Source organism: Aeromonas sp. D3, from assembly GCF_027705025.1.
Classification (GTDB): domain Bacteria; phylum Pseudomonadota; class Gammaproteobacteria; order Enterobacterales; family Aeromonadaceae; genus Aeromonas; species Aeromonas salmonicida.
Genome location: NZ_JAPDBE010000009.1, coordinates 54242 through 75558, shown reverse-complemented (window position 1 = coordinate 75558; position 21317 = coordinate 54242). Strand labels below are relative to the sequence as shown.

Sequence of the window (21317 nt, the reverse complement as noted above, 5' to 3'; positions counted from 1 at the left end):
TTGAGATGACCAGATAGCTATTCCAATAGTCGTGCCAATCCTCAAAAAATACATAAGATTATGAATTTGTTTAAATTTATCTTCTTATGACACCAAGGTACGTCGCACAAAACATCATGCGTGGTCATTTTTAAACCCATTAATGGTATTTTTTACCATGCTCGATTATTGAGTCATGTTCCACGTGGAACGTCCCGTTATTTTGATCGACACCCGCTTTTAAACTGAGCTATGGTGCTACATCCCCGTAACTGACTCTGGATCCGTCACCGAATGGAATTTTCCTTGTTCGGCGAGAAGTTCACTCGCCACGCCGGCATTACCCAACTCATGGATGACCTTAATCAGGGGCTGACCAATCCGGACGCCATCATGCTGGGTGGCGGCAATCCGGCTCCGATCCCCGCCATGCTGGAGCGCTTTCAAACCGAAGCCAGAAACTTGCTCGACAATGGCGAACTGGTCAAAGCCATGGCCAACTACGACGGTCCCCAAGGCAAAGACAGGTTCACCAAGGCGCTGGCCACCCTGCTCAGCAAGGAGCTCGGCTGGAATATCACGTCCCGCAATATCGCCCTGACCAACGGCAGCCAGAATGCCTTCTTCTATCTGTTCAACCTGCTGGCCGGTGAGTTCGCAGATGGCCGCAAGAAGAAGGTACTCTTCCCCCTGGCGCCCGAATACATTGGCTATGCCGACTCGGCACTGGCTGATGACTATTTCGTGGCGTACAAACCCACCATAGAGAAACTGCCCGATGGCCAGTTCAAATACCATGTGGATTTCGAAAGCCTGCAGGTGGGCGACGATATCGGCGTAATCTGCGTCTCTCGTCCGACCAACCCGACCGGCAACGTGCTGACCGATGAAGAGATTGAACACCTCGATCAGATCGCTCGCGACAGGGGCATACCGCTGCTGATCGACAATGCCTACGGTGTGCCCTTTCCCGGCATCATCTTCAGCGAAGCCAAGCCGTTCTGGAACGCCAACACCATCCTCTGCATGAGCCTCTCCAAGCTGGGACTGCCAGGCACCCGCTGTGGCATCGTCATCGCCGATGAGAAGATCATCCAGGCCATCACCAACCTGAGCGGCATCATCAACCTGGCGCCGGGCAGCCTGGGGCCCGCCATCACAATCCCCATGATCGAGAGCGGCGAGATCATTGCCCTGAGCGAACAAGTGGTGAAACCCTTTTACAAGCAGAAGGCCGACTTCGCCGTGCAACTGCTGCGAAACGCCATCCCGGACCCGCGCTTCCATATCCACAAGCCGGAAGGCGCCCTCTTCCTCTGGCTCTGGTTCGAAGGCTTGCCGATCCACAGCCAGGAGCTGTATGAACGGTTGAAGGCCAAGAATCTGCTGATCGTGCCTGGTCACTACTTCTTCCCCGGCATTGATGACCCGGAGTGGCGCCACAGCCAGGAGTGCATCCGCCTCAACTACTCCCAGAGCGAGGAGCTGGTGCGCCGTGGCATTGCCATCCTTGCGGACGAAATCAATACTCTCTACGCTCGCTGATCAAGCCTGCCAAAAACAAAAAGGCCTGCAATCGCAGGCCTTTTTCATCTCTTGTCACTTAGTTGGGCAGCGCCAGCTGATCGGGTTTGCCGATCTCGATGGCACGAGGCTTGAGCGCCTCGGGCAGCTCGCGAGCCAGATCTATGGTCAAGAGGCCATGTTCCAGTTTGGCGCCCTGCACCTCAACGTGCTGACTCAGCTTGAAGGCGAGCTCGAAGTCACGCTCTGCGATACCCTGATGGAGGAACTGACGCTCACCGGCAGCTGCTTTGCGCCCCTTCACCTTGAGGGTGCCGTTTTCGGTTTCCAGCTCCAGCTCTTCGCGCTCAAAACCTGCCACCGCTAGCGTGATGCGGTAGCTGTCGTGCTCCCGCTTTTCGATGTTGTAAGGGGGATAGGCTGCTGCTTTCTGTTCAAACAGGCCCTCCAGCTCACGGGCCATCCGCTCAAAGCCGACGGCATTGGAATAGAGATGAGAAAAATCGAGGTTACGCATAATCCTATCCTTCTAATAAGCAACAGGTTTTCATTTCCACAGGCCCGTCATCGGCACCCGGGAAGCTTGGTAAAAATGGATTCAAATCAGGCGTTAGCCGTTGATCTCAATCTTGCGTGGCTTCATCGCCTCGGGTACTTCTCGCATCAGCTCGATGTGCAGCAGGCCATTTTTCAGATCAGCCCCTTTCACTCGCACATAGTCGGCCAGTTGGAAACGACGCTCGAAGCCTCGCTCGGCTATGCCCTGATACAGGTAGTTGCGATCGGACTCTGCCTGCTTGCTGCCCTTCACCGTCAGCAGATTTTCCTGGAAGCTCAGCTCCAGCTCTTCCTGGGTAAAGCCAGCCACCGCCATGCTGATACGGTAGTCGTTGTCACTCAGCTGCTCGATGTTGTAGGGGGGATAACCGGCATTGCCATTGCTGGCCGCAGATTCGATGAGATTGGCCAGACGATCGAAACCGATGGCAGAACGATAGAGCGGGGAAAAATCGATAGAACGCATAGTATTACCCTCTTGTGAGCGATAACGGATTATTTACCCTCCTGTTGGACGGGCTCCTGGTCGAAACCTCTGTCGAGCGTTCCGGCCTTGTTACCTATATAGGGGCCAGCTTTTTGCTTTCAAGGGCGAAAATCAAAAAAATTTTTAGAATTTGCCCGGCACACAGTCGTCTCGTTCACCTGGCCCGATAGGATCGATAATCGACCCGCGGGCCACTCATGGCTGCCCGCATCCCCCGTCATACTGGTTGCACATCTCGCCATTATCACGGAGCTACACAATGCAGATTACCCAGGTTCGCAACGCCACCCTGCTGATCGACTATGCCGGTACCCGCTTTCTGATCGACCCCATGCTGGCAGCGAAGGGGACACTGCCCGCCTTCGCAGGAACAGCCAACTGCCACCTGCACAACCCCCTGGTCGAGCTACCCCTGCCCCTGGCGGAGATTCTCGATGTGGATGCGGTGATCGTCACCCACGATCACCTGGACCACTGGGACCCGGTCGCTCAGCAACAGCTCCCCAAACATCTGCCGCTGTTTGTGCAACATCAGAAAGATGCCGACACCATACGTGCCTGTGGCTTCAAAGATGTGCGCCTGCTGAGCGAGCAGGTCGAATTTGCCGGTATCCGCCTGCAACAGACCGAGGGGCAACACGGCAACGATCAGGTCATGGCAGTGTTGGCCGAGCGGCTGGGTGAAGTGTGTGGTGTGGTCTTCTCCCACCCGCAAGAGAAAACCCTCTATCTGGCAGGTGATACCGTCTGGAACGAGATGGTCGCACAGAGCCTGCGACGACACGGGCCTGAGGTGATCATCCTCAACTGTGGCGATGCCCAGGTGCCGGGGCTGGGTTCCATCATCATGGGGAAGGAGGATGTGCGGGCCGTCTCTCAGGCAGCGCCACAGGCCACCCTGATTGGCCAGCCACATGGAGGCGGTCAATCATGCCGTGCTGTCACGCAAGGAGTTGCGCGACTATCTGGCCGAGCACGACATGGCGGATCGGGTGCGGGTACCGGAAGATGGCGGCACGCTCTCGCTGTGATGACTGGGGCCGTGCATCAGCATGGCCCTTCGGCTTTCAGCTACCAGCGCATATCATGGTTGTTCATCGCGCAAAGAGGAGGCCAGCGTCATGCCCATACCGATAGTTGCCGTCGTGGCCTTCGACCACTTCAGCCCCTTTCACTGCTCAGTGCCCTGCCTCATCTTCGGCGACATACTGCCGGGCCAGCCCCTGTTCGAGCTCAGGCTCTGTGCCGGGGATGGCAAGGCCAGCTCGCATTCGTCACAGGGGTTCAGCATCCAGGCACCTCATGGGCTGGAGGCCCTGGCCGAGGCGGACATCATAATCATTCCCTTCTGGCGCGACCCGGCAGAACGCCCGGCCCAGCCACTGCTCGATGCCCTGGTGGCGGCTCATGCCAGAGGAGCTGAGGTGGTGGGACTCTGCCTCGGCACCTATGTGCTCGCCTATGCCGGCTTGCTCAATGGACGCAAGGCCTCGACCCATTGGGAGTACGAGCAGGATTTCCTCCGCCGCTTTCCCTGCGTACGGCTCGATACCAACGCCCTTTATGTGGATGATGAGGGGCTGGTCACCTCGGCGGGCACAGCTGCCGGACTGGATTGTTGCCTCTATCTGGTACGCCAGCACCACGGCAGCGCCATTGCCAACCAGGTGGCACGACGGCTGGTGATCCCGCCCCACCGGGAAGGTGGCCAAGCCCAGTTCATCCAGCAGCCGGTCTCCGCCTCTACCCGGGATACCAGGATGAACCAGCTGCTCGATCACCTGCGAGCCCACCTGCCGGAGCCGCATACCCTCGACAGCCTGGCGGCCCACAGCCTGATGAGTCGTCGCACCTTTACCCGCCGCTTTCATCAGGCAACCGGCCTCTCCGTCGGAGAGTGGCTGCTGATCGAGCGCCTCAGGCGCTGCCAGGAGCTGCTGGAAGCCAGCACCCATCCCATAGAACGCATCGCCGAACTGGTAGGTTTCAAGACAGCCACCTCCCTGCGCCAACATTTTCGGGCCCGCTTCGCGGTTTCGCCGAGCGAATGGCGGCGATCTTTTCGTGGCAACAAGGAGTGAGTCGCTCTTCTCACCCTGTTCCGGCTCGCCCAAACATGGCACCCTAACCGCAGATCCCAAGGAGCCATGCCATGTCCCGTTCCGAACGCCTGCTGGCCCTGCTCCAGCTGTTGCGCGGTCACCGTTACGCCATCACAGGCACAGAGCTGGCCAGCCAGCTTGGCATCAGTCTGCGCACCCTCTATCGGGATATCGCCACCCTGCAGGCTCAAGGCGCCCATATCGAAGGTGAGCCCGGTATCGGCTATGTGCTGCGCCCTGGCTTCATGCTGCCCCCGCTGATGTTCAGCGAGGAAGAGCTGGAAGCCCTGGTGCTGGGTTCACGCTGGGTCGTCGCGCACTGTGATGAAGCCTTGAGTGCATCTGCCAGCAGTGCACTGGCCAAGATAGAGGCCGTGCTGCCCGCCGAATACCGCCAACAGCTCCAGGCCAATGCCCTGCTGATCGGCACCTCCCGCAGCGACAGCCCTGTCGATGAGGCTCCCCTGCGCAGCGCCATCCGCCAGCAGCGCAAGGTGACCCTGAGCTATCGCGATCTGAAAGAGGAGCTATCTGAGCGCACCGTCTGGCCATTTGCTCTCGGCTACTTCGAGCAGGTGCGGGTACTGGTCACCTGGTGCGAACTGCGGCAGGGCTTTCGTCACTTTCGGGTAGATCGCATCACCCGGATGCAGCAGGAAGATAACCGCTATCCCAAGAGCAGAGAGAGCCTGCTTAAAGAGTGGCGTGCTACCCAGCAGATCCCGCAACCAAAATTCATTGCTGACAGAAACTGACAGCAGGTAGCGCCATGCTGACGGGGTCGGCGTAGATGCGCCCTCCACCGAATCAAGGAGCATTACCATGTTGTTAGTCCCGCAGTTCACCATTCTCTATGTCGCGAATCCGGCTCGCAGCGCCCTCTTCTATCGCGAGCTGTTTGGCCACCCGCCAGTCGAAGAGTCTCCCACCTTTGCCATGTTCGTGTTCGAGTCAGGCGCCAGGCTGGCGCTCTGGTCCAGTGCCACAGTAGAACCCGCCGTTACCCAGAGTGCAGGCGCCATGGAGCTGGCCTTCCCTCTGCCTGATGAAGCCAGTGTCGATACGGGCTTGGCCGAGTGGCGGGCTCGCGGCCTGACCATACTCCAGCAGCCAACCAAGATGGAGTTTGGCTACACCGGCATGGCGCTCGATCCGGATGGCCATCGCCTGCGCCTCTACTGCCTGGGTGCCGAGCCAACCTAGATCTTCAGGTATCCACATCTGTACATCAGGAAAAATGCCGAACGCTAATCAGGCGTTCGGCATTTTCGTTATTTCAACCCGGCCGACAGTGACACTATCATCCTTTCAACTGCCAGTGTTTCACGTGGAACATCGGGAGGTGCCTCGCTAACCAGCTGCATTGCCTGTGTTATCATCCTCAAGCCTGATTATCTGGAAAAACAATGACCTCTCGACATAACTCCCTCAGACTTTACCAGCCGACCAACAGCACCCCGGATGAACTGACAGAGCAACAACTGGCACTGTTCACCCTGCTCCAACTGCGTGAGCAGGAGTTTGGCTTCAACCCGAATGTGATCGTCCATTACCCGGAAGCCGGCTTTCTCGGCTCGCCGATCGGTTATCTGAATCAGCTGATTGGCGAACAGTTGCAACTGGGCTACTTCATCAATCAGGTGGTTATCCTCACCACCTATCAGGTATTGAGCTCCCCACTCATGCAAGCCGGTTATCAGCATGAAGCGGTTCATATGCCAGCAGGCCCCGACCATACCGCTATCTTCAGATGGCAGTGTGGCACTCACCCGGCTGGCAAGACCCTCTATGTCGAAGTCGTCAATGAGCAGGACCCAAAGATCCGGCCAACGTTTGTGCTGATGTTGCGCGATGAGCATGGCAAGCTGCAGGGTGGCATGTCCGGGTCAATCTGGACTAAAGAAGAGCGTCGTTATGCCTATATTGGCACTGTCGTTGTGCAACCGGGGCAACCCGCGGGAACCGGCACACTGCTGGCCAATACAGTGCTGGAGTACCTGAGCCTGCAAAGGGTTTGCGAAATCAATCTGGGCACCCAGACCGCCGAGTCCTTTTATACCAGGTTAGGATTCAGGGCCATTCACCACATAGTGCCTGCGTTACGTCACCGCACGACAAAGGATGGTACCGAGCTTCCCCATAATCTGGTCATCATGAGCAAACTGCTCTGATCCCGCTGACTGCAGATGTAAAAAAGCCGCTCACAAGGAGCGGCTTTTTACTGTCTGACTGCGTCGATTAGACGTCGAGGTTGGCTACGCGCAGGGCGTTGGTCTCGATAAAGTCACGACGGGGCTCAACGGCATCACCCATCAGGGTGGAGAAGAGCTGGTCAGCACCGACGGCATCGTCGATGGTGACGCGCAGCATGCGACGGGCTTCCGGATCCATGGTGGTTTCCCACAGCTGATCCGGGTTCATCTCGCCCAGCCCTTTATAGCGCTGAATGTAGATGCCACGCTTGCCTTCGCCCATCAGCCAGTCGACCGCTTCCACGAAGTTGGCGATCGGCTTGACCTTCTCGCCACGCTTGATGAAACCACCGTCCTCGATCAGGTTCGCAATCTCCTTGCCCAGCGAGACCAGTTGACGGTACTCGGAGGACTGCAGGAAGTCGTAGCTGATCGCATATTCACGGTCTACCCCGTGCTGACGCACGACGGCGTGCGGCACGAACAGGCTGCGCTCTTCGTCACGACGCACCTGGATCTGGTACTGGATACCGTGGTTGCTCTCATTGAGCACGGCTTCCATCCCCTGGCACCAGGCCAGCAGATCGCTTTCGCTGGCCAGCAGGGTTTCGTTCAACTCAGGCTGATAGATCAGCTGGGTCAGCACGGCATCCGGAGCGCGGCGGGACATGCGGGTGATCAGGTGAGACACGGCGCGGTGCTGATTGACCAGACGCTCCAGTGCCTCGCCACCGATAGCCGGCGCAGACTCGTTGACGTGCAGGGTCGCACCATCCAGTGCCATGGCAGTCTGGTACTGCAGCAGCGCATCTTCGTCTTTCAGATACTGCTCCTGTTTGCCCTTCTTGACCTTGTACAACGGTGGCTGGGCTATGTAGATGTAGCCACGCTCGATGATTTCCGGCATCTGACGATAGAAGAAGGTCAGCAGCAGGGTACGGATGTGCGCACCATCGACGTCCGCATCCGTCATGATGATGATGTTGTGGTAACGCAGCTTGTCCGGGTTGTACTCGTCACGACCGATACCACAGCCCAGGGCTGTGATCAGGGTGCCCACCTCTTGCGAGGAGATCATCTTGTCGAAACGGGCCTTCTCTACGTTCAGGATCTTGCCCTTGAGCGGCAATATGGCCTGGTTCTTCCGGTTGCGACCCTGCTTGGCGGAACCGCCAGCAGAGTCCCCTTCCACTATGTAGAGTTCGGAGAGGGCCGGGTCTTTCTCCTGGCAGTCGGCCAGCTTGCCGGGCAGACCGGCGATATCCAGCGCACCCTTGCGACGAGTCAGCTCGCGGGCCTTGCGGGCCGCTTCACGGGCACGGGCCGCATCGATGATCTTGTTGACCACTATCTTGGCATCGCCCGGGTTTTCCAGCAGGAACTCGCCGAGCTTCTCACCCATCGCCTGTTCAACGGCGGTCTTCACTTCGGAAGAGACCAGTTTGTCCTTGGTCTGGGAGGAGAACTTGGGATCCGGTACCTTGACCGAGATGACCGCAATCAGACCTTCACGCACGTCGTCGCCGCTGGCGGCCGACTTGGCCTTCTTGCTGTAATCCTCTTTGTCCATATAGGTGTTGAGGGTACGGGTCAGCGCGGTACGGAAACCCACCAGGTGAGTACCGCCATCCCGCTGCGGGATGTTGTTGGTGAAGCAGTAAACCCCTTCCTGATAGGCATCGTTCCACTGCATGGCGACTTCGACACCGATGCCGTCCTGCTCTGTGGAGAAGTGGAACACCTTGGGATGGATCGGGGTCTTGTTCTGGTTCAGGTATTCAACGAACGCCTTGATACCGCCCTCATAGCAGAAATGCACCTCGCGGCCATCACGCTCGTCCTGCAGACGGATGGAGACACCGGAGTTGAGGAAGGAGAGCTCGCGCAGACGCTTGGCCAGGATCTCGTAGTGATACAGGGTATCGGTAAAGATGGTCGGGCTCGGCCAGAAGCGCACTTCGGTACCCGTGCCGCTGCTGCTGTCGCCAATCTGCTTGAGCGGCGCCACAGGCTCACCCAGGTGATAGGTCTGCTCATAGACATGGCCGTTGCGACGAATGGTCAGCAACAGCTTGTCAGAAAGGGCGTTAACAACTGAGACGCCCACGCCGTGCAGGCCGCCTGACACCTTGTAGGAGTTGTCATCGAATTTACCGCCTGCGTGCAGCACAGTCATGATGACTTCTGCGGCGGAGCGGCCCTCCTCCTCGTGCATGTCTACCGGGATACCCCGGCCATTGTCACGCACAGATACGGAACCGTCGGAATGGATCTTGACCAGAATATCGGAGCAGTAGCCAGCAAGAGCCTCGTCAATGGAGTTATCGACGACCTCAAACACCATGTGGTGCAGACCTGAGCCATCATCCGTATCGCCGATGTACATCCCCGGGCGCTTCCGGACCGCATCCAGGCCCTTCAGTACTTTGATATTCGAGGAGTCGTAAGTATTTTCACTCATAGCTTACTCTCTGCCTTCTCTAACGTTTCGGAGATCTTGCCTTGTTCCACGTGGAACAACTTGCAGTCATTCGCATCCATCATGTCTGCGAGCTGACCGGTGTCGATGGCGGTGATAAACACCTGAGAACCGCACTGCTTCAGCCTTGTGGCCAGCAAACGGCGCTTGTCGACATCCAGTTCAGAGGCAAAATCGTCAATTAAAAAAATACAGCCACGGCTGCTATGTTGATTCAAATAGAGCCCTTGGGCCAGTCGCATGGCACAGACCAACAACTTCAGCTGACCCCTGGACAAAATATCCTGAGCAGGCACACCGTTCGCCTTGAGTCGCACATCGGCCTTCTGTGGGCCAACCCCTGTGTAACCCAGCGTACGATCCCGCTCAAACCCCGCCTCCAGCAAGTCGCCGAGGGGGGTATCTTTCTCCCAGCCCCGATAGAAACCGAGACTGATGTCGAATTCGGGCAGAAAATCTGCCGTCATCTCCTTGATCAGGGGCGTAATGGCCTGACAATAACTGGCGCGAAACTCGGCCAGTTCACTCCCGAGCCGCACCAGCTCCTGATCCCAGAACGCCAACTGGCGATACTGGGTGCTCTGGCGCAACAGCGCATTGCGCTGTTTCAACAGACGCCGCACTCGTCCCCACAGGGAGAAAAAGGTCGGTTCCTGATGGAAAACGCCCCAATCCAGCCAGGCCCGGCGAGCCTGGGGCCCGCCCGTCAGCAGGTTGAAGCCATCGGGATGGATCAACTGCACCGGCAACAGCTCGGCCAGATCGGCCAGTCGCTGGGCCTGGGCCCCGGCGATCTTGAGCTGGGTCTCGCCACTCTTGTCCTTAGCGAGCCCGATGGGCACCTGACGCCCCTCCAGTTCACACTGGGCAAACAGGGTAAAGGCCCGCTCCCCCTGGCGGATAACCCGCCCGGTCAGGTGAGTACGAAAGGAGCGACCGAGACCAAGATAGTGAATGGCTTCCAGCACGCTGGTCTTGCCGCTGCCATTGCACCCGACCAGGATATTGAGACCGGGGGACAGCTTGAGACTGGCCTGCTGGATATTGCGAAAGTCGCTGAGCTGGAGTTTGACCAGGGACACGACTAGATCCGCATCGGCATCACCACGTACTGAGCATCCTGATGATCAAAATCCTCAATAATGGCACTGCTGATGGAATCGCTCAGGCTAATCCGAATTTGGTCACATTTTAACGTATTCAGCACGTCCAGCACATAAGAGACGTTAAAGCCGATCTCCATCTCGCTGGCTTCGTATTGTACGTCAAGCAGCTCTTCGGCTTCTTCCTGTTCCGGGTTGTTGGCGGTAATGCGCAGCAGGTTTTCCTGCAGATTGAGACGCACCCCACGGAATTTCTCATTGGAGAGGATAGCGGCGCGGGCAAATGCCTGACGCAGATCCTCACGACCGGCAATCAGGGCCTTGTCGCTGTTGCGCGGAATAACCCGACGCCAATCAGGGAAGCGGCCATCCACCAGCTTGGAGGTGAAGATGAAGCCGTCCAGCGCGGCGCGCAGGTTGCTGCGACCAATCTGCAGCCTTACCGGCTTGTCTTCCGCTTCCAACAAGCGCACCAGCTCAAGCACACCTTTACGGGGCAGGATAACCTGATGATCGGGCAGCGATTCTTCCACTACCTCGCGACGACAGGTGGCCAAACGGTGGCCGTCGGTCGCCACGGTACGCAGGCCGTGGCCCTCGCTCTCGAACAGCATGCCGTTCAGGTAGTAACGCACGTCCTGGCTCGCCATGGAGAACTGGGTCGCATCGATCAGCTTCTTCAACTCCAGCTGGCCAATGTCGAATTCGAGCACGGATTCCCAATCCTCGATATTCGGATATTCACTGGCAGGCAGGGTCGACAGGTTGAAACGGGAACGACCGGAACGGATGATCAGGCGCTCGCCTTCGGTGTTGAGGCGAATGTCCGCGCCTTCCGGCAGGCCACGGCAGATATCCAGCAGCTTGCGCGCCGGCACAGTGGTGCGGCCATCCTGGCTCTCATTATTGAGATAGACCTGACCTATCATCTCGACTTCCAGGTCAGTCCCGGTCAGCGACAGCAGACCCTGGCTGACATCAAGCAGGACATTGCCGAGGATCGGCAGGGTCGGCCGGCCACCCAGGGCACCGGACACCAGTTGCAGAGGACGTAACAGGGCCTCACGGCTAATTTCGAGCTGCATCTGTGCTCTCCGTTGTTATCAGGACGAAAGGTTTCGGATCAGGTTGGAATATTCGCGCTGCATCTGTCCACTCACCGTCATATCAGGAAGAGAGGGTTCGGATCAGGTTGGAATAGTCCTCCTTGATGTCGTGACTCTCCTCCTTCAGCTGCTCTATCTTGCGGCAGGCATGAAGAACGGTAGTGTGGTCACGGCCACCAAAGGCATCACCTATCTCCGGCAAACTGTGGTTGGTCAGCTCCTTGGCCAGTGCCATCGCCAGCTGACGCGGACGGGCAACGGAGCGTGAGCGGCGTTTGGACAGCAGATCCGCCAGCTTGATCTTGTAATACTCAGCCACCGTCTTCTGGATGTTGTCGATGGTGACCAGCTTCTCCTGCAATGCCAAGAGGTCGCGCAGCGCTTCGCGCACGAAATCGATATTGATGGCACGGCCGGTGAAGTTGGCGTTGGCGATCACCCGGTTGAGGGCGCCTTCCAGTTCACGAACGTTGGATCGCAGACGCTTGGCGATGAAGAAGGCCACTTCGTCCGGCAGGTGGATCTGGTTCTCATCCGCCTTGCGCATCAGGATGGCGACACGGGTCTCCAGCTCCGGCGGCTCGATCGCTACCGTCAGGCCCCAGCCAAAGCGGGACTTGAGACGATCCTCGACACCGTTGATCTCCTTCGGATAGCGATCCGAGGTCAGGATGATCTGCTGGTTACCTTCAAGCAGCGCATTGAAGGTATGGAAGAACTCCTCCTGGGAGCGCTCCTTGTTGGCGAAGAACTGGATGTCATCGATGAGCAGGGCATCGACGCTACGGTAATAACGCTTGAACTCTTCAATGGCGTTATTCTGCAGCGCCTTCACCATATCCTGCACAAACCGCTCGGAGTGCATGTAGATGACTTTGGCGTCCTTCTTGCGCTCCTTGATGGCGTTGCCAACGGCATGCAGCAGGTGGGTTTTGCCCAGACCGGTGCCGCCATAGAGGAACAGAGGATTGTAAGCGCCACCCGGGTTGTCGGCTACCTGACGGGCAGCCGCACGGGCCAACTGGTTGGACTTACCCTCGACGAAGTTCTCGAAGGTATAGTTCACGTTGGTGTTGCTCTTGTGGTTCGGCTCAGGCTTGGCGTCAGCCTTGCTTTCCCAGCTCTTCTGCAAGTTATTCACAGGCGCAGCACCCCGCGCCGGCGCTCTTGCGATCGCAACGGGATGGGGACGATTACCTATATCAAAACGCAGGGTGGGGCCATCGACCCCACAGAGTTCATTGATGATGCCGTTAACCCGGATGAGATACTTGTCTCGTACCCAGTCCAGAACAAAGCGATTCGGTGCATACAGGGTCAGAGTATTGTCACTCAACTCCGCTTGAAGCGGCCGGATCCACATGCTGAATTCTGCCGAGGGCAACTCATCTTGCAGCCGGTTAAGGCACTGCTGCCATAGCGAAGCAGTCACTCTAAACTCCCGTCAATTGATTAACTAAAGACCGGCTATTCTACGTTTTTAGCGGCTGGATCTCTAGCCGCCACCTCGTGGATCCGGCAAATAAGATCCTTGACTTTCAAGGATCCAGCACCGATGAATCTGATTTCATCCCCAAAGTTACCCACAGCCTGATCCCACCCGGACGGCCCCGGGGATCCTGACCTTAACCGGTTATTTTATATAACCAAATATCATTTATTCTTTGGGTTTTATTCCAATAACATCAACACAAATCCAGTCATTACAACTAAAAATACAGAACAACAGAGAGAGGAATCCCCATGACATCATCCATCAAGCTGGTCTCCGGTGCCGCCATTCTGCTGGCCGCCCTGTCCGGTCAGGCCATCGCCCAGGAAACCATCAAGGTCGGCATGTCCGGCAAATATTTCCCGTTCACCTTCGTCAAGCAGGACAAGCTGCAGGGCTTCGAGGTGGATATGTGGAACCAGATCGGTGAGCGCACCGGCTACAAGGTCGAGTTCGTGACCGCCAGCTTCTCCGGCCTGTTCGGCATGCTGGAAACTGGCCGCGTCGATACCATCTCCAACCAGATCACCATCACCGACGAGCGCAAGGCAAAGTACGCCTTCTCCCAACCCTACGTCCATGACGGTGCCCAGATAGTGGTCCGCAAGGGCAACAGCACCATCCACGGCATCAAGGATCTGGAAGGCAAGACGGTCGCCGTTAACCTGGGTTCCAACTTCGAAGAGCTGCTGCGCAAGAACGACCCGAACAAGAAGATCGACATCCGCACCTATGACTCCAGCTTCGAGCAGGACGTCGCCCTGGGTCGCATCGATGCCTTCGTGATGGACCGCGTCTCCACCGCCCAGCTGATCAAGGAATCCAAGCTGCCGCTGCAACAGGCCGGCGCACCGTTCGAGACTATCGAGAACGCCCTGCCCTTCCTGAAGACCCCGGAAAAACAGGCCGTGCTGAAGAAGGTCGACGAGGCACTGACCGCCATGCGTAAAGACGGTTCCCTGACCAAGATCTCGGAAAAATGGTTCGCAGCGGACATCACCGACAAATAAATGATGGAATTTGACCTCGAGTACACACTAGGGCTGTTCCCCATCCTGCTCAAATACCTGGGCACCACGATGGAAATGGCTCTGTGGGGATTCGTCTTGGCACTCGTGCTGTCGCTGACCCTGGCGATAGTACGGGTGTTTCGCATCCCCGTGATCCACTGGCTGGTGATGCTCTATATCTCGTTCTTTCGAGGTACGCCGCTGCTCGTCCAGCTGTTCCTGCTCTACTACGGACTGCCGCAACTGTTCCCCGTCTTCGTGGGAATGGATGCCTTTACCGCCGCCATCGTCGGTCTGACACTGCACTTCGCCGCCTACATGGCAGAGTCGATCCGTGCCGCCATCCTGGGTATTCACAAGAGTCAGATGGAAGCGGCGCTCAGTATCGGCATGAGCCGCTATCAGGCTATGCGGCGGATCATATTGCCGCAGGCGGCACGCATAGCGACCCCGTCGCTGATGAACTACTTCATCGACATGATCAAGAGCACCTCGCTGGCGTTCACCTTGGGAGTGGCCGAGATCATGGGCAAGGCACAGATGGAAGCCTCCTCCTCCTTCAAGTTCTTCGAGAGCTTCATGGCGGTGGCCCTGGTCTACTGGGTGGTGGTCATCATTTTCACCCGCTTGCAGCACCTGCTGGAAGTGCACCTGAACCGTGCCTATTAAAGGAAGTCTGCGATGATCAAATTAACAGGCCTCTCCAAGGCATTTCACGGCAACAAGGTGCTCAACAGCATAGATCTGGAGGTCAGGAAGGGGGAGATAGTGGTCATTATCGGCCCCTCCGGTACCGGCAAGTCGACGCTGCTGCGCTGCCTGAATCTGCTTGAGACACCGGATGCAGGCACCCTTGCCATCGATGATCTGCAGCTGGATCTGGCCAATGCCAGCGAGCAGCAGGCCATAGAGCTGCGCAAGCGCGCCTCCTTCGTGTTCCAGAACTACGCCCTGTTCGCCAACAAGACGGCGCTCGACAACATAGCCGAAGGGCTGATCACCGTCTGGAAGCAGCCGAAGGCTGAGGCCCGTGCCACAGCCCTCGGCATCCTCAAGGACATAGGGCTTGCCGACAAGCAGGATGCCTACCCGGCGTCTCTCTCCGGCGGACAGCAGCAACGGGTCGGCATCGGCCGCGCCATGGCGGCTCACTCCAAGGTCATTCTGTTCGATGAGCCCACCTCGGCCCTCGACCCCGAGTGGGTCGACGAGGTACTTGGCCTGATGAAGGAGCTGGCACGCCAGCACCAGACCATGGTGGTGGTGACCCATGAGATTGAATTTGCTCGTGATGTTGCCGATCGAGTGATCTTCATGGAGGGGGGCCGGATCGTGGAACAAGGCCCGCCGGATCAGATATTGGTCGATCCCAAGGATCCCCGCACCCGGGAGTTCTTGCGAAAAGTCCTTAAATAGCTCTCTCTTTGGCGGCCTGGCCGCCTTTTTTATTGGAGGATCCTTGTTTAACCCCGGGTTGCCAGTATAATCCGGAGCCCTTGATCCTCCGGATCCTGTCAGCTTCTCCTGCTTATTGATGAGTCAGGGCAAGATGAGAGGGAACGGCGGATTGACTAAAAGCCGAACTCTGTTTAGAATTCGGCCTCTTTTGCTAGTCGTCACACGCTATAGCTGGCGCGTCGGCTAAGTGTGACAATCAAAACTGTACAGAAATACGGAATCGAATCATGAAACGTACTTTTCAACCGTCCAACCTGAAGCGCAAGCGCTCTCACGGTTTCCGCGCCCGCATGGCAACTGCCAACGGTCGTAAAGTTCTGGCCGCTCGTCGTGCCAAGGGTCGTGCCCGTCTGGTAGTTTAATGCCAACGCCGCACACCTTCTCTCGGGAGTTACGTCTGTTAACTCCCGAACACTTCAAACGCGTTTTCGCCGAGCCTGTCCGGGCCGCTTCTCCGCAAATTACTCTTCTCGCCTGTCCCAATACTCTCGAACATCCCCGTCTTGGCCTCGCTGTGCCCAAAAAAGCACTCAAGCGTGCCGTCTGGCGTAATCGTGTCAAACGAGTGGTCCGGGAAAGCTTCCGTCTCAATCAAGCCAGCCTGCCCGCTATCGACATCGTCGTGATCGCCAAGGGCGGCGTCAAAGAGATGGATAACGAGGAGCTGTTCAAGTTACTGGAAAAGCTATGGCGCACTCTGTCACGCCGTTGCAATGGGTAGCTGTCAAACTGATACGCCTGTATCAGCTAATCATTAGTCCCCTGCTGGGGCCGCGCTGCCGTTTCACGCCAACTTGTTCCCAATTTGCGATAGAAGCCATCCGACTTCACGGTTTCATAAAAGGCGTTTGGTTAGCCAGCAAACGTCTATTAAAATGCCATCCCTTATCCGAGGGTGGTTATGACCCGGTTCCGCAACCAAAGCGAAGAAACTGAAGACTATGGAATCACAACGCAATCTTATCCTGATCGGTTTGCTGTTCGTGAGCTTTCTGCTCTGGCAACAGTGGGAGTCCGACAAGGCTCCGAAGCCGGCCCCGACTACCGTGGCCCAAACCGAACATTTCGTACCTGAAGCCGGTCAGACCGGTGATATTCCTCAGGTTTCCGAGCAAGCCAACGCAAACGCCGCACGCAAGCTGATCACCGTCTCCTCCGACGTGCTCAAGCTGACCCTGGATACCCAGGGCGGTGACATTGTTTCTGCCGAGCTGCTGGCTCACAAACTGGAAGAGGGCAAGGATCAATCCTTCGTCCTGCTGACCAGTCAGCCTGACCGCCTCTATGTCGCCCAAAGCGGCCTGGTGGGTCGCGATGGTCCTGACAGCCAGGCCCAGGGTCGTCCCACCTATGAAGCCGCCCAGACCAGCTACCAGCTGGCCGATGGTCAGGATCAAGTCGTCGTTCCGATGACCTGGACCGACAGCAAGGGTGTGGTCTTCACCAAAGAGTTCGTGCTCAAGCGCGGTGACTATGCGATTGGCGTCGATTACAAGATCGACAACAAATCTGCCGAGCCGGTCCAGGTGCAGTTCTACGGTCAGCTGAAGCAGACCGTGACCACACCCAAGGATCAGGAAGGTCACGCCATGGTAGCAAGTGCTTACCGTGGTGGCGCCTTCTCCAGTGAGGAGAGCCGCTACAAGAAGTACACCTTCGACGAGATGAAGGATGCCGACCTGAACAAGACCACCAGGGGTGGTTGGGTCGCCATGCTGCAACACTACTTCGTCTCTGCCTGGGCACCGAATGCCGACGATACCAACAGCTTCTACAGCCGAGTGATCCCTGGTAAAGACCAGGCCATCATTGGCTACAAGGCGCCGCTGGTAGACGTAGCTGCCGGCCAGCAGGCCGAAGTGACCAGCAAGCTGTGGGTGGGTCCCAAGCTGCAAGACCAGATGGCCAAGGTGGCAAACCACCTCGACCTGACCGTCGACTACGGCTGGCTGTGGTTTATCGCCCAACCGCTGCACTGGTTGCTGACCGTGTTCCAGGGCTTTGTGCATAACTGGGGTGTGGCCATCATAATGCTGACCCTGCTGGTGCGCGGTATCATGTTCCCGCTGACCAAGGCCCAGTACACCTCCATGGCCAAGATGCGCATGCTCCAGCCCAAGCTGGCCGCGCTCAAGGAACGCTTCGGTGACGATCGCCAGAAGATGTCCCAGGGCATGATGGAGCTGTACAAGAAGGAGAAGGTCAACCCGTTGGGTGGCTGTCTACCTATCCTGGTCCAGATGCCTATCTTCATCGCTCTGTACTGGGCACTGATGGAATCCGTTGAGCTGCGTCACGCACCGTTCGCGCTGTGGATCACCGACCTGTCAGTGAAGGACCCCTTCTTCGTACTGCCAATCCTCATGGGTGCTTCCATGTGGTATCTGCAGAAGATGAGTCCGACCACCATTACCGACCCGATGCAGCAGAAAGTGATGCAGTTCATGCCGATCATCTTCACTTTCATGTTCCTCTGGTTCCCGGCTGGCCTGACCCTGTACTGGTTGGTGAGCAACGTCATCTCCATTACCCAGCAGACCATCATCTATCGTCAGCTGGAGAAGAAAGGGCTGCATACCCGCACCTGATCTTCCCCCTGATGACAAAAGAGGCGGCCTTCGGGCCGCCTTTTTTATTACAATGTCCCCAATTACCGAACATACGAGCCAAGCAAGATGACAACAGATACGATCGTGGCCCAGGCCACCGCGCCCGGCCGTGGCGGCGTTGGTATAGTCCGGGTCTCAGGCCCCGCCGCCGAACAGGTCGCCGAGATAGTGCTCGGCAAGCTTCCCCGGGTCCGTTATGCCGAATATCTGCCGTTCAAGGATGAGCAAGGCCAACCGCTGGATCAGGGCATAGCCTTGCTGTTCAAGGCCCCCAACAGCTTCACCGGCGAAGATGTGCTGGAGCTGCAAGGTCACGGTGGCCCCGTCATCATGGACATGCTGGTGCGCCGTATCCTGCAGATAAAGGGGCTGCGCCCTGCCCGTCCCGGCGAGTTCAGCGAACGCGCCTTCATGAACGACAAACTGGATCTGGCCCAGGCCGAAGCCATCGCCGATCTGATTGAAGCGTCCAGCGAGCAGGCCGCCCGCAGCGCCATGCACTCCCTGCAGGGGCAGTTCTCCAGCAAAATCCAGCAACTGGTGGAGAGCCTGATCCGGCTGCGCATCTATGTGGAAGCCGCCATCGACTTCCCGGACGAGGAGATCGACTTTCTCTCCGACGGCAAGGTGGCAGGCGATCTCTACGCCATCATGGCTGAGCTGGACGGCGTGCGCAGTGAAGCCAAACAGGGGGCCCTGCTGCGGGAAGGGATGAAGGTGGTGATCGCCGGTCGTCCCAACGCAGGCAAATCGAGCCTGCTCAACGCCCTGGCCGGACGCGAGTCAGCCATCGTCACCGAGATTGCCGGCACCACCCGCGACGTGCTGCGCGAGCACATCCACCTGGATGGCATGCCGCTGCACATCATAGATACCGCCGGCCTGCGCGATACCCTGGACAAGGTAGAGCAGATCGGCATCGAGCGTGCCTGGGCCGAGATAGAGCAAGCCGACCGTGTGCTGTTTATGGTGGATGGCACAACGACCGATGCGATCGACCCGCGGGAAATCTGGCCGGAATTTGTTGATCGGTTGCCAAAAAACATCGGCCTCACGGTAGTGCGCAACAAGGCAGATCTGACCGGGGAGGATCTGGCTCCAAGCCAGGAACTGGGCCACGCCGTCTACCGCATCTCCGCCAAGACAGAGCTGGGGCTGCCCGCCCTGCGCGAGCACCTGAAAGCCTGCATGGGCTTCCAGGGCAACACTGAGGGAGGCTTCATGGCTCGCCGCCGCCACCTGGATGCGCTGGAGCGCGCCGCCGAGCGGTTGCTGGTGGCCAAAGATCAGCTGGAAATCTATGTCGCCGGTGAACTGGTGGCCGAAGAGCTGCGTCTGGCGCAGGAGTCTCTGTCCGAGATCACCGGCGAGTTCAGCTCCGACGATCTGCTCGGTCGCATCTTCTCCAGCTTCTGCATCGGCAAATAATCTAGCAAGAAGCAGCCAGAGTAATGCAAGCAAACAGGGCGAGAGCTGGCTCTCGCCCTGCAACCGTGTCCATCATGGCAAGGCCGTCGACTCTGGTGCTATCAGACAGTCAACGCATGCGCCAAACCGCGGCCAGGTTCTCTATCCAGAGCAATGTCATTGATCACCCTGTCCAGGGTTTCCTTGCCGGTGTGATGAGGCATGGTGATGATATGTGATATTTTTCCTGATGTGGCCAGACAGTGCTTTTTCCATATATGGTCAGCAGGCTTTGGGAAAACCACAGTGATCGAATTTGGATTGCGCCAGGCATGAATACCTTTGGCGTGAAAACGCTCGATGACATATTGGGCCATATCAAGACAGTGCTGCGTTCGCTGACGCCAGTCTGAAAACGATCGGCTTTTTATTGCCATCCATAACAGTAACGGGGTGTAGCCATTGCGCGAGCCACTGATTGTCTGGTCACATGCCGAGATATAATCTATTTCAACCGAGACATGCTCGACATGCTTGCGTCTGGCCAGGACAATCCCACAGGGAATGGGAGAACCGATCATTTTATGACCCGATACACTTATCGAGTCGACGCCATCGGCGAAAGAGAAAGGTTGAGGGTTGTCGATGAAGGGCAAGATCATGCCACTCAATGCAGCATCGGCATGCAGGTAATAGTCCCCCTTGGTAATTCCTATTTTTTTCAAGCGTCTTTGAATGGTGGCAATATTATCTGTCGCCCCTGTCATCGTCGTCCCTATGTTGGCAAATATAATAGGGTGACGCTCTCCATCCAGTCGAATTCGATTGATCAGGTCATCATAATCCATCTCGCCATTAGGCAGTGAATCGACCATACATGACTTTACTCTCAATAGTCGGATGATCTTTGCAACCGAATAATGTGTATCTTTTGAGTAATATAATGTTGCCTCAGGAAATAACTCGCGGGCCAGATAGCATCCGAACATATTCCCCTCAGTACCACCGTTGGTCACATAACCCCAACTTTGCTCAAAAGGAATGCAGAATAGGGTTGCAAAGAATTGCATCACCTCTCTTTCAAAATCAAAGGAGTTGAGAAGGTAGTTGCTCTGCTGGCTCCAATCACCACAGTTATTGATAGAGAAGTTTAGAAAACGGTTCAAAGCGGAGTAGTCAAAGTCAGCCGCCTCTGGATAACCGATATTGAAATATTGATGCTGCACACAATACCGCCAAAACGACTCTATTTTCCCGGCATCTTCTGATGACAAACCCATTATCATACCCATGGCTAGCGCTATGCAGGCATGCCTGCACATTTGGTGGTGTAGTTTGGCAATCCGCACCTTGATTTATCAAGTTGCCGATGATTAATCGTAAGGGATGGCGGTGAAACAACCATTAATAAAAGTAAAAAGCCATCACGCGGACTCTTGCTGTCAAAACTATAATTTACGGTTATCTTGCAATGGCTTGTCGATTGGCAATCAACTCCCGCCAGCTAGCCAATGTTGGTGATTTTATCAGATCTTCAAAACTGACATGGATGTTGCGTTCTTTAAGTTCAGCAGCAAATCGCATCACTCGCAAAGAATCTAGCCCATATAAAATAAGGCTCTCTTCCTGATCCAGCTCTGTGTCATTGTCTTCAATAAGTTGCTGTACGCGCTCTTGTAGCCATTGATGGCTAATAATTTCTGGATTGGTCATGTGATACCAGCCTCATATTGTTGATGTCATTGTAAATAAAAGTAGACACAAATACCCACATCATAACTATGGGCCTAACGCCTCCACACATTGAGCAG

The 21317-nt window shown here is 56.7% G+C and carries 21 protein-coding genes and 1 pseudogene; 14 read left to right on the top strand and 8 right to left on the bottom strand.

Going from position 1 to position 21317, the window contains the following annotated elements; translation table 11 throughout:
* Positions 1 to 273 precede the first annotated feature (273 nt).
* Positions 274 to 1524, top strand: coding sequence for a valine--pyruvate transaminase (locus tag OKC28_RS07880; RefSeq protein WP_270688592.1), 1251 nt, complete (start codon positions 274 to 276; stop codon positions 1522 to 1524).
* A 58-nt stretch (positions 1525 to 1582) separates the two neighbouring features.
* On the opposite strand, the gene OKC28_RS07875 is transcribed toward OKC28_RS07880, so the two are convergent.
* Together OKC28_RS07875 and OKC28_RS07870 are read right to left on the bottom strand one after the other, a co-directional pair.
* Positions 1583 to 2020 (bottom strand): Hsp20 family protein, encoded by a 438-nt coding sequence (locus OKC28_RS07875; RefSeq protein ID WP_058395536.1) that lies wholly within the window; start codon positions 2018 to 2020, stop codon positions 1583 to 1585.
* Positions 2021 to 2113: 93 nt separating this feature from the next.
* Positions 2114 to 2527 (bottom strand): Hsp20 family protein, encoded by a 414-nt coding sequence (locus tag OKC28_RS07870; RefSeq protein WP_005319532.1) that lies wholly within the window; start codon positions 2525 to 2527, stop codon positions 2114 to 2116.
* Positions 2528 to 2807: 280 nt separating this feature from the next.
* On the opposite strand from OKC28_RS07870, the pseudogene OKC28_RS07865 reads away from it, so the two are divergent.
* From OKC28_RS07865 to OKC28_RS07845, 5 genes and pseudogenes are all read left to right on the top strand, one after another.
* Positions 2808 to 3579, top strand: a pseudogene (locus OKC28_RS07865) (MBL fold metallo-hydrolase).
* A 90-nt stretch (positions 3580 to 3669) separates the two neighbouring features.
* On the top strand, positions 3670 to 4629 hold the full coding sequence (locus OKC28_RS07860) for a GlxA family transcriptional regulator (protein ID WP_265458073.1): 960 nt from the start codon (positions 3670 to 3672) through the stop codon (positions 4627 to 4629).
* Positions 4630 to 4700: 71 nt separating this feature from the next.
* Positions 4701 to 5405: a helix-turn-helix transcriptional regulator gene (locus OKC28_RS07855; protein WP_113721700.1), complete on the top strand. Its 705-nt coding sequence runs from the start codon at positions 4701 to 4703 to the stop codon at positions 5403 to 5405.
* A 70-nt stretch (positions 5406 to 5475) separates the two neighbouring features.
* Positions 5476 to 5853 carry a VOC family protein gene (locus tag OKC28_RS07850; RefSeq protein WP_270688650.1) on the top strand — a complete coding sequence of 126 codons (378 nt, stop codon included), beginning with the start codon at positions 5476 to 5478 and terminating at the stop codon, positions 5851 to 5853.
* 203 nt (positions 5854 to 6056) lie between these two features.
* Entirely contained in the window at positions 6057 to 6821 is a 765-nt protein-coding gene (locus OKC28_RS07845; RefSeq protein ID WP_270688588.1) for a GNAT family N-acetyltransferase, read from the top strand.
* A 67-nt stretch (positions 6822 to 6888) separates the two neighbouring features.
* Here OKC28_RS07845 and gyrB read toward each other — a convergent pair whose 3' ends face one another.
* The 4 genes from gyrB to dnaA all read right to left on the bottom strand — a co-directional run bounded on the left by gyrB (position 6889) and on the right by dnaA (position 12962).
* Positions 6889 to 9303, bottom strand: a complete 2415-nt coding sequence (gene gyrB / locus OKC28_RS07840) for a DNA topoisomerase (ATP-hydrolyzing) subunit B (RefSeq protein ID WP_096117958.1) — start codon at positions 9301 to 9303, stop codon at positions 6889 to 6891.
* Complete coding sequence (gene recF, locus OKC28_RS07835) at positions 9300 to 10403, bottom strand: DNA replication/repair protein RecF (protein ID WP_021139890.1); 1104 nt, start codon at positions 10401 to 10403, stop codon at positions 9300 to 9302. The genes gyrB and recF overlap by 4 nt, the downstream gene beginning before the upstream one ends.
* A gap of 2 nt (positions 10404 to 10405) precedes the next feature.
* Positions 10406 to 11509 carry a DNA polymerase III subunit beta gene (gene dnaN / locus OKC28_RS07830; RefSeq protein WP_005319542.1) on the bottom strand — a complete coding sequence of 368 codons (1104 nt, stop codon included), beginning with the start codon at positions 11507 to 11509 and terminating at the stop codon, positions 10406 to 10408.
* An 82-nt stretch (positions 11510 to 11591) separates the two neighbouring features.
* A complete protein-coding gene (gene dnaA, locus OKC28_RS07825) occupies positions 11592 to 12962 on the bottom strand; it encodes a chromosomal replication initiator protein DnaA (RefSeq protein ID WP_005319544.1) in 1371 nt (456 codons plus the stop codon).
* Between the two features lie 311 nt (positions 12963 to 13273).
* Between dnaA and OKC28_RS07820 the strand changes: the two genes are divergently transcribed.
* From OKC28_RS07820 to mnmE, 8 genes are all read left to right on the top strand, one after another.
* Entirely contained in the window at positions 13274 to 14032 is a 759-nt protein-coding gene (locus tag OKC28_RS07820) for an amino acid ABC transporter substrate-binding protein (RefSeq protein ID WP_270688580.1), read from the top strand.
* The gene (locus OKC28_RS07815) at positions 14033 to 14701 is read left to right on the top strand and encodes an amino acid ABC transporter permease (RefSeq protein WP_270688578.1); all 669 of its coding nucleotides are present in this window, start codon (positions 14033 to 14035) and stop codon (positions 14699 to 14701) included.
* Positions 14702 to 14713: 12 nt separating this feature from the next.
* Complete coding sequence (locus OKC28_RS07810; RefSeq protein WP_005319551.1) at positions 14714 to 15448, top strand: amino acid ABC transporter ATP-binding protein; 735 nt, start codon at positions 14714 to 14716, stop codon at positions 15446 to 15448.
* 269 nt (positions 15449 to 15717) lie between these two features.
* Positions 15718 to 15852: a 50S ribosomal protein L34 gene (rpmH, locus tag OKC28_RS07805; protein WP_005307156.1), complete on the top strand. Its 135-nt coding sequence runs from the start codon at positions 15718 to 15720 to the stop codon at positions 15850 to 15852.
* Entirely contained in the window at positions 15852 to 16211 is a 360-nt protein-coding gene (rnpA, locus tag OKC28_RS07800) for a ribonuclease P protein component (RefSeq protein ID WP_005319554.1), read from the top strand. The genes rpmH and rnpA overlap by 1 nt, the downstream gene beginning before the upstream one ends.
* Positions 16178 to 16426 carry a membrane protein insertion efficiency factor YidD gene (gene yidD, locus OKC28_RS07795; protein WP_010635605.1) on the top strand — a complete coding sequence of 83 codons (249 nt, stop codon included), beginning with the start codon at positions 16178 to 16180 and terminating at the stop codon, positions 16424 to 16426. The genes rnpA and yidD overlap by 34 nt, the downstream gene beginning before the upstream one ends.
* Positions 16427 to 16431: 5 nt before the next feature.
* A complete protein-coding gene (yidC, locus tag OKC28_RS07790) occupies positions 16432 to 18078 on the top strand; it encodes a membrane protein insertase YidC (RefSeq protein ID WP_219614852.1) in 1647 nt (548 codons plus the stop codon).
* Positions 18079 to 18165: 87 nt separating this feature from the next.
* Positions 18166 to 19527, top strand: coding sequence for a tRNA uridine-5-carboxymethylaminomethyl(34) synthesis GTPase MnmE (gene mnmE, locus OKC28_RS07785; RefSeq protein WP_059112340.1), 1362 nt, complete (start codon positions 18166 to 18168; stop codon positions 19525 to 19527).
* Positions 19528 to 19628: 101 nt separating this feature from the next.
* On the opposite strand, the gene OKC28_RS07780 is transcribed toward mnmE, so the two are convergent.
* Both OKC28_RS07780 and OKC28_RS07775 read right to left on the bottom strand, forming a co-directional pair.
* The gene (locus OKC28_RS07780; protein ID WP_270688574.1) at positions 19629 to 20798 is read right to left on the bottom strand and encodes a histidine decarboxylase; all 1170 of its coding nucleotides are present in this window, start codon (positions 20796 to 20798) and stop codon (positions 19629 to 19631) included.
* Between the two features lie 169 nt (positions 20799 to 20967).
* Complete coding sequence (locus tag OKC28_RS07775; RefSeq protein ID WP_270688572.1) at positions 20968 to 21219, bottom strand: phosphopantetheine-binding protein; 252 nt, start codon at positions 21217 to 21219, stop codon at positions 20968 to 20970.
* Positions 21220 to 21317 lie beyond the last annotated feature (98 nt).

Excerpts from the sequence above, each read along its gene's own strand:
- OKC28_RS07880 (WP_270688592.1), top strand. The coding sequence starts at position 274 with ATGGAATTTTCCTTGTTCGGCGAGAAGTTCACTCGCCACGCCGGCATT.
- OKC28_RS07875 (WP_058395536.1), bottom strand. The coding sequence starts at position 2,020 with ATGCGTAACCTCGATTTTTCTCATCTCTATTCCAATGCCGTCGGCTTT.
- OKC28_RS07870 (WP_005319532.1), bottom strand. The coding sequence starts at position 2,527 with ATGCGTTCTATCGATTTTTCCCCGCTCTATCGTTCTGCCATCGGTTTC.
- OKC28_RS07860 (WP_265458073.1), top strand. The coding sequence starts at position 3,670 with ATGCCCATACCGATAGTTGCCGTCGTGGCCTTCGACCACTTCAGCCCC.
- OKC28_RS07855 (WP_113721700.1), top strand. The coding sequence starts at position 4,701 with ATGTCCCGTTCCGAACGCCTGCTGGCCCTGCTCCAGCTGTTGCGCGGT.
- OKC28_RS07845 (WP_270688588.1), top strand. The coding sequence starts at position 6,057 with ATGACCTCTCGACATAACTCCCTCAGACTTTACCAGCCGACCAACAGC.
- gyrB (WP_096117958.1), bottom strand. The coding sequence starts at position 9,303 with ATGAGTGAAAATACTTACGACTCCTCGAATATCAAAGTACTGAAGGGC.
- dnaN (WP_005319542.1), bottom strand. The coding sequence starts at position 11,509 with ATGCAGCTCGAAATTAGCCGTGAGGCCCTGTTACGTCCTCTGCAACTG.
- OKC28_RS07820 (WP_270688580.1), top strand. The coding sequence starts at position 13,274 with ATGACATCATCCATCAAGCTGGTCTCCGGTGCCGCCATTCTGCTGGCC.
- OKC28_RS07815 (WP_270688578.1), top strand. The coding sequence starts at position 14,033 with ATGATGGAATTTGACCTCGAGTACACACTAGGGCTGTTCCCCATCCTG.
- OKC28_RS07810 (WP_005319551.1), top strand. The coding sequence starts at position 14,714 with ATGATCAAATTAACAGGCCTCTCCAAGGCATTTCACGGCAACAAGGTG.
- rpmH (WP_005307156.1), top strand. The coding sequence starts at position 15,718 with ATGAAACGTACTTTTCAACCGTCCAACCTGAAGCGCAAGCGCTCTCAC.
- rnpA (WP_005319554.1), top strand. The coding sequence starts at position 15,852 with ATGCCAACGCCGCACACCTTCTCTCGGGAGTTACGTCTGTTAACTCCC.
- yidD (WP_010635605.1), top strand. The coding sequence starts at position 16,178 with ATGGCGCACTCTGTCACGCCGTTGCAATGGGTAGCTGTCAAACTGATA.
- yidC (WP_219614852.1), top strand. The coding sequence starts at position 16,432 with ATGGAATCACAACGCAATCTTATCCTGATCGGTTTGCTGTTCGTGAGC.
- mnmE (WP_059112340.1), top strand. The coding sequence starts at position 18,166 with ATGACAACAGATACGATCGTGGCCCAGGCCACCGCGCCCGGCCGTGGC.
- OKC28_RS07780 (WP_270688574.1), bottom strand. The coding sequence starts at position 20,798 with ATGGGTATGATAATGGGTTTGTCATCAGAAGATGCCGGGAAAATAGAG.
- OKC28_RS07775 (WP_270688572.1), bottom strand. The coding sequence starts at position 21,219 with ATGACCAATCCAGAAATTATTAGCCATCAATGGCTACAAGAGCGCGTA.